Source organism: Lysinibacillus telephonicus (assembly GCF_003966145.1).
Taxonomy (GTDB): Bacteria; Bacillota; Bacilli; order Bacillales_A; family Planococcaceae; genus Ureibacillus; species Ureibacillus telephonicus.
This window is the reverse complement of record NZ_RXNR01000108.1, coordinates 1-9170: the sequence shown is the minus strand read 5'-3', so window position 1 is coordinate 9170 and position 9170 is coordinate 1. Positions and strand designations below refer to the sequence as shown.

Below are 9170 nucleotides of genomic sequence, written 5' to 3'. Positions count from 1 at the left end.
TCATAGACGGAGTCCTCCTGTGTGATGATGGGTCAATGGCTGTTGACACTCATGCATCATACTAGAGGGCTTTTTTTATTTCAAGACCCTGAAAATCCTTCTAACAGGAATGCTCCTTAGTTATTAATACAATAAACTAGTTCGGATATGACTTATAATTCCCCTGCTATTTAAACAATATAATCATTCAATATGCCACTTTTTGATAGTTTCATTATTAAGGTTTTACTTATTTAGTTGTTTATACTTTATTTCCAATTTATACAGTTTAAAAGGTGTATTAATCCCTTGTTAGAAAAAAACTAAATACTCAACAGTTTTTTAAGTTTACACAGGAATTTATACCTATATAATTTTAGCGAAATATTTTTATAACAGTTTTTTTCTTGTAAAATCAAAAATATATCAACTTTCAATTATATATGATTCTCAATTTCCTATTTTCCAAAATTCTTCAAATTTATAATTCAACTTATGATATATTTAGGAAAAATTATATAAAGGGGAAAATATATGGAAGATAAGATGAATGAATATTTACAGGAGGAGGTTAATGAACCTACGGAAGAAACATTTAAAATAACATGGTTTTCTTTTTTATCCCATCCTATCAAAACATTAGAAGCTTGGGGTCTTCAAAGAGTAAGCTGGTATTTTATTATCATTATCTCGATAACCGCTGGATTCTCTCGATTATTATCACAGTTTAGTACTAAAAGTTTTGGAGAAATTTTGGAGCTATCCCAAATTCTTTTTATCACTATGCTTTTCGGTCCAATATCTGGTCTTATTTTTTTAATGCTAAGTACTCTCTTCGCTTGGGGAATCGGAAAAATATTTAGGGGAAAAGCGACATTTAATCAAATTCTGAATCTAAATATACTAGCCTCTTTCCCACTTTTTCTCTTTTTACCTATATGGGTTATATATATTTATGTCTTCGGACTAGACCTATTTAAAGAAGAAGTATTTCCTTCAATAGATAGCTTAAAAAAAGTGCCTCTTTACTTGTTGCTCTCTTTTTTAGAAACATTAATTTATTGTTGGAGTGTATTGGTTTTTGTTATTGGCTTTTGTAAAATTAATCAGTTTAAAAAAGCAAAAATTTTCTTTTACTCATTTACAAGCCTTTTTCTTATTTTATTATTCGGTATTTTAATTTTTAGCTCCGTTGAATTATTAACGGTCAAGAAAAGTACTATTATTTCAGATCAGAATAACCAAGCTTATGAATTGCTTGAAAAAGAAGAATATGATGAAGCCTTAGTATTATTAGATTCCGTTTTAGAAAAGGAATCGGAAAACGACACAGCACTAGCCAACAAAGGCTGGATATTGTTAGAAACTGGCCGCTATGAAGAAGCTGTCAAACTATATAAGAAATCTTTAGAAATTGAACCGAATGACACAAGTGAATATATTTTTCTCGGTAATGCTTATTATGGATTAGGAAAATATGAAGAAGCAATAGATACATATAAAGAAGTTCATAAAATTGGAGTTAATAAAGATAATGCGATTGTTTACTATCAGCTTGGTGTATCATACTATGATTTAGAAAACTATGCAGATTCCATTTTTAATTTTAATCAATATCTCAAATTTATTCCCTATGATTTGGATGCATATTGGTATTTAGTATACGCCTATGAATATAGTGGAAACCTTAAATTGACTCTTGAATATCTTGATAAATTAATTGCAATTGATCCTTCTATTTCAGGGCCTATTTATAAAGGAGATTTACTTTCCTATTATGGTAACTATTCAGAAGCTTTAGCTGTTTATGAAGAAGTAATTGAAAATTTCCCGCAATTTCCTGATGGATATTATGGAAAAGCACAAATATTATCCGTCTATAATCAACCTAATGAATCTGTTTCATATTTACATGAAGCATATAAAATTGATCCTTCCTATACTGAATATGTAATAGAAGATCCAATGTTTGACTCTATAAGAGAGACGCAAGTAATGAAAGAATTTTTGAGCCATTACGCAACTACAGATATTAATATGTATTAATTCAATAACTTCTTACTTCATTTAAAAAATGAATAAAATATAAACATTCCCCTGAGATTAATTGGTTAAAAACTATTTATCTTTGGGGATCTTTTCTTACCTTAAATTAATCAGACAACCCCTTCATTTTTTGAACCTTCCCATTAAATTTTATAAGTAAACAGTTATATTAAAGATGTAATAGTTTTGTAATCTTTATTTTTTATATTCGACCCCCAAAAACAATCTAGTATTTTACGAATAATAGAGTGTCCGGAACAATAGTCGGACAAAATCTAACCATGAGGTGACGAAACATGAAATTCAAAAAAACAAGTGCAGCACTATTAGTAGCAACATTAGCAGTTACAGGATCCAGCTATGCATGGGCAGACGAAACATTATTCCAAGCAGATGAGAAATCAACTGAAGAAGCAGCTGTTGCTGCATCACACCAATATGGAAAAGCTATTACTGTTACAACTGATGACTCTGCAACGGTAAATACAGGTACAACAACAGATACTGCTTTCCCTGAAATTCCAGAAGGTTACCCTTCTTCTAACTTAGTAGCTTTAAAACAAGCTTATGAAAATGCTGGAAATGAAACAGCAAAAGCTGCAATTTTACGTAATGCTGAAAAAGCTATTGCAAAGTTTGAAGCAAAACAAGAAGCATTAAAAGATGAAGAACAAACTGTTGCGGAAGATAACAAAGAAGTTTTCCAAGAAACGCAAACTGAAGAGCAAAAAACAACTGAACAACCAGCAACAGAAGCGCCAGTAGTCGAAAAATCTACGAAAGAAGTTCGTAAAGCTCTTCAAACTGAACAACAAGCTGAGCAAAAAGCACTTCAAGAAGAACAAAAAGTTGAACGTAAAGCTCTTAAAGAAGAACATAAATCAGAAAAACAAAACTTAAAAGAGCAACAAAAAGAAACAAAAGAAAGCAATAAAGAAAACAAGTAAAAATACGTAAAACGTCCAAAAAACCAAATTCTCATTTCTATATTTCATTTCCATGAACATTTTAATAGTGAAGTTAAAATAATATTTCAAAATATCAAAACTACTTTTCATTTTCCAAGAAGCCATATAAAATCAAAGGCATTCGGATTTGTGAAAACGGAGGGTATATATGCTTTTGTCAATTATTCAAGGAATTTTTAAAACAAAAACAAATATAAGTGAGCTTGCAAAAAGGGCAAAAGCAGGCAATGAGGAGGTTATGAATGACCTCCTTTTTGCTAGTACCCCATTTCTAAAAAAAACTGCAACTTTTGTTTGTAAACGTGCCATTGATGAACACGATGAAGAATTTAGTATAGCCTTGGATGGATTTCATGAAGCGATAATGGCTTTTGACCCTACTGAAACAGCTTCTTTCCAAACTTTTGCTCATTTAATTATTAAACGTCGGCTAATCGATTACATAAGAAAAGAAACTGCAAGAACAGAAAAATGGGTACTTTTAGAACCCGACCCAGAACAATCATCTGGTCAACATTTCATCCTTGATGAAAAATCAATACATACATATACTGAAAAACAGCAATCTGCATCTAGAAAAGAAGAACTGCTGCACTATAAAAAATTACTTAAGGAATTTAATTTAACTTTTGAGGAGCTAACCAAATCTTCTCCAAAGCATTCAGATGCAAGAAAAACTGCATTTCAAATTGCACAAATTGTTGCCGATTCAAAGGAACTTTATCAGTATTTACTTGATAATAAAAGATTACCATTAAAGCAACTCGAATCATTGGTAGACGTATCGAGGAAAACTATAGAACGTCATAGAAAATATATTATAGCCGTTGTGTTACTTTTAAACAGCGACTTCATTTTTATTAAAGATTATGTTAGAGGAGAAATTATATGATGCGCACATATAGAGGGATTGTATGCGAAAAGAAAAATAATAGAATCATTTTTTTGACTGCTGATGGCGAATTTCTAAGCGGGATCCCCCTACTTGTCAACCCTGAGATTGGCGACGAGGTAGAATTTTATTTAGCAGCAACTTCCCTTCCTCAAAAGAAAAAGTTCAAGACTTATATCTTTGCGCCAGCTCTTGCTGCGGCAGTACTACTGATTTTCCTTATAGCATCACTCTTGCCTCAACCGGATAGTGCCTACGCTTATATCCAATTAAAAGCCGGCCAATCAATTGAATTGGGGATTAGTGAAAAGGGAACTGTTATTTCCGTTCAATCACTTGACGAAACGTCTATAAGTGAGGAGGATTGGCAAGGTTTGTCCATTGAAAATGCCCTCTCAAAGGCTTTCGATGAACTGGCATCTAATAATGAAGAAATTGAGATTTCGACAGAATTTGAAAAGGAAAACTCCTATGAATTAAAACAACAAATCGACAAATTTGTTAAAGATATACAAACTAAACAAACAAATCAATCTACTACAACAGATGAAACGAATCAAAAAAATATGACGGATAGTCAAAATAACAAAAAGATTCAAAAGATAGAAGAAAAAGAACAGTTACCCGCAGTAGAAAATAAGCAAAAAAATTCTACTCCAGTTCAAGAATCAACAACGAAAGATGTAGATCAAAAACTTCCAATGAAAAACGAAGCAAAACAAACAAATCAGCAACAACAAGAAAACCAAAACAAAATTAGGAATGAAAAAGAAACACCCGCTTCTGAAAAATCCAATAAAAATGAAGCAAAGGAAAGTAATACAAAAGATCAACCATCTCCAGCTTCCCAGCATAAAAATGAACCAAATCACCAGAGCAACCAAACAAATCCTGAAAATACAATTAAATAGAAAAATAACAAGGTTGGGGGTCATATGATATTTATGGTCCCTATTTTCTTCTTATTTCTTAAACCAATTTAGTTCTATATTTCACATAGTCAAAATATTATTGTAAAGTGGGCGTATTTTGCTTCCAAATCTTAAAATAAAAGCATCTTTAATGACCTTTCGACAAATCAAAGCTTTCTTATTGAAATATATGTAATAATACTTATTTATCGACACTTTTTACTGCTGTTTTTCGTCTGAAAAGTATATAATAGTTTTATTGGAGGTAAAGCATGCTAAAAATTAAAAATATTGAATTTATTAAAACAGTCTATGATGAATCTCTATCACATAATATTTTTTCTATCGCAAATATACAATTCTCAAACTATCCCCCTATCAATGGGGCTCTATTATATTGGAAAAAAAACACGTCACGCTCTGAATTTACTCCAGAAGGCGATTATAAGTTTTTTTATGATATGGCGAATATTACGTACTATGCGTCTGTTAAATTTCCAAAAAATATAAAGTTAACAAGAGATCAAAAACAAGAATTAGCATATATTTTACTTGATGAACGCGGTTCAATCGGCACATATAGCTTTAAAACAAACCGTAGTAGAAGAAAAAAATTCAACCCGAAAAAAACGTTAGAAAAGCTGAATTTTCCAGAAGGGTTTTCCGTTGACTGCATCCCATCATATGTAGGACCAATTATTGATGAACTTGATATGAATCAGATCCTTGATGCAAATCCACATTTGACTAAGAAGTTTATTCATGACTATTGTTTTTGGCGCTATAACCTTGTAAAGCTCCATCCATCAGAATTTGAAGCATATCTTGATTATGTAGATTTTGCTTATATTTGTTATGCTTGTGATCAACTAACCGAGAAATACTTAATTGATCATCTAGATAAGGTTGATGTTTCATCTTTGCAATATAACTACCCTGTTCTATCTCGTCTTTCTGCTTCATTTAAAAAATATATTGTTGATGAATTAAAACGACAAAAACTAAAAATCAATGAACATTTTGAAGAAGAAATAGAAATGTTTATCGAAGATGAAACATATTTTAGCGAGTATAGTACAGTGCATCTTTTAGATGACGAGGATGATAATGAAGAAGAGGAAATTCTTGATTACCAATTTTTCGAATATGATCGTGGTCAATACAAATGGTATGGCAGCGAACATATGGTGAAAGGAATTCCATCTCTAGCAAGCCAAATATATGATGATTATGGATTTAAAAAACATACCAATAAAGAGATGGATGTAATATTTAATCAATATACCAAACAGCAAGTTTCTCTCATCAGTGCTGTACTTGAACCTCATTGGCTGCACCGCTACCGTGAGAAATTAGATTGGACAACAGCATGTCAATATAATGCATACTTAACGGAAGATTTTCTCAATGAACATTTACATTATATTGATTTTGAAGCTCTAGGCTATAATTTATGGTGCGAACTTTCTGAGGCATTTATAAAAAAACATATGAATCAATTTAATCATAACAAACCAGTCCCTATCATCATTCGTCATTTAACAGAAGAGCTTTACTTAAACTTTAAAGATACAATAAAAGTTGATTCTGATTTACTTTACCAATATTACGATTTTGTTGGAAACGAAGAATATGAACGGCTTCAAAATTTATTAAGTGAATAATATAGGTGAAGGTGCCGTCGTAAAACGACTTTATGTACGGCACCTCTTTTTTATATCGAAATTTTTTGTTCCAGTTTTTTAGTAAAATCTGTCGTATTTAATGGCTTACTAAAGTAGTAGCCCTGTACATATTCACAATTATATTTTCTTAAAATTTCCAGTTCACTTTTCAACTCTACACCTTCAGCGACAACTTCCATTTTTAAAGCATGTGCTAAAGAGATAATAGCAGCAACCATTGCAATACCTGATTCCCCTTCTCTCATATTAACAATGAATGATCGATCAATTTTTAATACATCAATAGGAAACTTCTTCAAATAACTTAATGAGCTATAACCTGTCCCAAAATCATCAATGGCAACTGTGAGTCCTAATTCCTTCATTGTCTTAATTTTATGAATAAAATCATCATTATCCATTAAGGTTAATTCTGTTATTTCAATTTCTAAAAATGATGGATTTACATTTGTTTCTTCTAGGATATTAATAAGTCTTTCTATAAAATTTGGCTCCTGAAATTGAATTGGTGAAATATTGACGGCCACTTTTAAATTTTGATGGTATTGTTCATTCCATTCTTCGATTTGCAAAGATGCATTTCGCAGCACCCATTCCCCAATATCACAAATCAAACCGCAATCCTCAGCAAAGGGAATAAATTTATTTGGAGGGATACTGCCTAAATCATCATCGTACCAGCGAAGCAATGCTTCCATTCCAACCATCTTTTCAGACTTCGTATCTATTTTAGGCTGATAATGAAGCTCTAATATATTATTTTTAATTGCTTGATGCAATTTTGTTTCAAGCATCAAAGCATGGTCATTCATACCATTATTATTCTTTTTATAAACCACGTATTGATTGCCTCTTTTATTTTTACCAGCATACATGGCCATATCAGCACTAATAAATAAATTTTCAATATCTCTACCGTGATCTGGAAAAATACTTATACCAATACAAACACTTGTATAAAACTCATAATTATTAAAATGGAACGGCTTTTCAAATAATTTCATTATTTTTTGTGCCATATTATGTATTTCGTCTATATTTTCTAGTATAAATACAAATTCATCTCCGTATAACCGATAAAAGGAATTTTTTGATGGATCGATGGACTTAAAGCGTTCTGCTACTTCAACTAAAAATAAATCACCAACATTATGCCCTAATGCATCATTTATTTTGCGAAAACGATTCACATCTATAAAATATACAGCAAATTTGGTTTTGTTGTGATTGCAAATTTCAATTTGCTGACTGATTCTTCTTGATAAATTTCGACGATTTGGTAATCCTGTTAAATCATCATGATTTGCATAATACGTTAAAAGTTTAATATTTTTCTGTGCTGTAATATCTGTTCGAATTGAAATATATTGATATGGCTTTCCCTTTTCATTAAAAAAAGGAACAATCGTTGTTTGAACCCAATAAAGTGAACCGTCTTTTGCACGATTGCAAATTTCACCGTGCCATGTCTTTCCACTGCCAATTGTTCTCCACATTTCTTTAAAAAAATTTTTTGGATGGAAACCAGAGTTTAAAATACGATGGTTTTGACCTATTAATTCATCTCTAGCGTATTTAGAGATTTCACAAAAGCGTTCATTAACAGCAGTTATATTACCTACTGAATCTGTTACAGCCAGGATGACAGATTCATCTAGAGCAGCTTTTATGTCTTTTAATTCTTCACAACTATATTCCAACGATGTATTTGTTGAACCATTTTCATATTTCACAAAAGTTCCTCCATCACCAATTACTTAGAGTATGCAACTCGAAAGTATTATATTTAAAATATTATAATACTTAAAATAAATATATAATAGACAATTGTCGAAATTTGCAATAAATAGTTGAGATTTAAGTGCTCATATAGATTTAATAATTATAGGAAAGCTCTTGTGATATTAAAAAACAACCTTGCCATATTTAGAAGGCAGGTTGTTAAAGAATATATCTTTCTTATTCAAAACCAAGTCCCCTTTTCTATTCGGCTCGTTTGATATAAGAATATATCAGGATATCAAATCATTTTTTAAATTGCGGCATTATTAACCTTTGAAACATTGAATTCTCCCTTGCAATTCTTTAGCTTGTTGGTTAAAAGCATCAAGCTGCTCCTGAGATAATAGTTGTACATAATAGTAAAAATTGATTGGTTGCAATCCAAAATCCTCGCACTTAGAAACATAATATTCATAGCCTTCTTGATACATTGACATAAAGATCTTCCTTTCTCAGTTGTACTATAACAGTTTGGCATTTATGAAATTAATATAGTACAGTTTGTTTTACTTGTCAAACATTTTTCTGAAAAATTTAAAAGATTAGTAATCTTTTGCTGTGCTGTCGGTTAAACAATCAATTTACAATGTGTTTTCCCCATAATATCTGCAAATTCCGATCGACATTTTTGCCTAAACCTTGTGGTAAATGCCTATACTAGATAAGCTTTTTAGCTCAGAAACCCATCTCCTTTATGACGAATAGTACCTGGAATATTGGTGCTGACATCTTTCTATTCAAATTATTTACTTTCATAAATAGAAAAAAACTCACGCATTTGCATGAGTTCAGACTGTAGACAAACTCGAAAATTCGAGTTTGCCTACAGTCTTTTTTCTTTTAAAATAAAATTAATAACCCTTTTTGAATAAGTTAGTTGATTTCCGTTTCGGCGGACGCTTTCCGC

The 9170-nt window shown here is 31.1% G+C and carries 7 protein-coding genes; 5 read left to right on the top strand and 2 right to left on the bottom strand.

What is annotated here, in order from left to right; all coding sequences use genetic code 11:
- Positions 1 to 513: 513 nt before the first annotated feature.
- The 5 genes from EKG35_RS19775 (at position 514) to EKG35_RS19755 (ending at position 6460) form a co-directional block, all read left to right on the top strand.
- The gene (locus EKG35_RS19775; RefSeq protein ID WP_126296264.1) at positions 514 to 2025 is read left to right on the top strand and encodes a tetratricopeptide repeat protein; all 1512 of its coding nucleotides are present in this window, start codon (positions 514 to 516) and stop codon (positions 2023 to 2025) included.
- A gap of 296 nt (positions 2026 to 2321) precedes the next feature.
- A complete protein-coding gene (locus tag EKG35_RS19770; RefSeq protein WP_126296263.1) occupies positions 2322 to 2972 on the top strand; it encodes a hypothetical protein in 651 nt (216 codons plus the stop codon).
- A gap of 169 nt (positions 2973 to 3141) precedes the next feature.
- Positions 3142 to 3885, top strand: a complete 744-nt coding sequence (gene sigI, locus EKG35_RS19765) for an RNA polymerase sigma-I factor (RefSeq protein ID WP_126296262.1) — start codon at positions 3142 to 3144, stop codon at positions 3883 to 3885.
- Positions 3885 to 4796: an anti-sigma factor domain-containing protein gene (locus EKG35_RS19760; protein WP_126296261.1), complete on the top strand. Its 912-nt coding sequence runs from the start codon at positions 3885 to 3887 to the stop codon at positions 4794 to 4796. The genes sigI and EKG35_RS19760 overlap by 1 nt, the downstream gene beginning before the upstream one ends.
- Before the next feature lie 272 nt (positions 4797 to 5068).
- Positions 5069 to 6460: a nucleoside-diphosphate sugar epimerase gene (locus EKG35_RS19755; RefSeq protein ID WP_126296260.1), complete on the top strand. Its 1392-nt coding sequence runs from the start codon at positions 5069 to 5071 to the stop codon at positions 6458 to 6460.
- Positions 6461 to 6510: 50 nt separating this feature from the next.
- On the opposite strand, the gene EKG35_RS19750 is transcribed toward EKG35_RS19755, so the two are convergent.
- Together EKG35_RS19750 and EKG35_RS19745 are read right to left on the bottom strand one after the other, a co-directional pair.
- Positions 6511 to 8214, bottom strand: a complete 1704-nt coding sequence (locus EKG35_RS19750; RefSeq protein ID WP_126296259.1) for a putative bifunctional diguanylate cyclase/phosphodiesterase — start codon at positions 8212 to 8214, stop codon at positions 6511 to 6513.
- A 315-nt stretch (positions 8215 to 8529) separates the two neighbouring features.
- Positions 8530 to 8700 carry a transcriptional regulator gene (locus tag EKG35_RS19745; RefSeq protein ID WP_126296258.1) on the bottom strand — a complete coding sequence of 57 codons (171 nt, stop codon included), beginning with the start codon at positions 8698 to 8700 and terminating at the stop codon, positions 8530 to 8532.
- Positions 8701 to 9170 lie beyond the last annotated feature (470 nt).

What these genes read in the sequence shown, in the direction of transcription:
- EKG35_RS19775 (WP_126296264.1), top strand. Translation starts at nt 514, where the DNA reads ATGGAAGATAAGATGAATGAATATTTACAGGAGGAGGTTAATGAACCT.
- EKG35_RS19760 (WP_126296261.1), top strand. Translation starts at nt 3,885, where the DNA reads ATGCGCACATATAGAGGGATTGTATGCGAAAAGAAAAATAATAGAATC.
- sigI (WP_126296262.1), top strand. Translation starts at nt 3,142, where the DNA reads ATGCTTTTGTCAATTATTCAAGGAATTTTTAAAACAAAAACAAATATA.
- EKG35_RS19745 (WP_126296258.1), bottom strand. Translation starts at nt 8,700, where the DNA reads ATGTCAATGTATCAAGAAGGCTATGAATATTATGTTTCTAAGTGCGAG.
- EKG35_RS19770 (WP_126296263.1), top strand. Translation starts at nt 2,322, where the DNA reads ATGAAATTCAAAAAAACAAGTGCAGCACTATTAGTAGCAACATTAGCA.
- EKG35_RS19755 (WP_126296260.1), top strand. Translation starts at nt 5,069, where the DNA reads ATGCTAAAAATTAAAAATATTGAATTTATTAAAACAGTCTATGATGAA.